Raw genomic sequence first — 224 nt, 5'->3', positions numbered from 1 at the left:
GGCACGGACGACGACAACGGCAACGACAACATCGACACCGATGTGTACGCCGCCGACGACAGCCGCGGAGCGTTCCGCTACGTACAGTTCGTGAAGATCTACGACGAGGTGGCCCCGGTCATCGAGGCGGACGAGCCGGAAGAATGCTTCGGTGGTACGAGCGTAACGTGCACGGCCGACCTGACGCTGACCTTCACGGCGGTAGACGAGTGCTCCGACGTTGA

At 62.9% G+C, this 224-nt stretch carries 1 protein-coding gene; it reads left to right on the top strand.

Annotation, left to right across the window (positions count from 1 at the left end):
* On the top strand, positions 1-224 hold a 224-nt coding region (locus tag H9S92_RS00075; RefSeq protein ID WP_187464696.1), incomplete at both ends, for a hypothetical protein.

The organism is Neolewinella lacunae (genome assembly GCF_014349155.1).
In the GTDB taxonomy this organism is placed as follows: domain Bacteria; phylum Bacteroidota; class Bacteroidia; order Chitinophagales; family Saprospiraceae; genus Neolewinella; species Neolewinella lacunae.
This window is presented reverse-complemented; position numbering and strand designations above follow the sequence as displayed.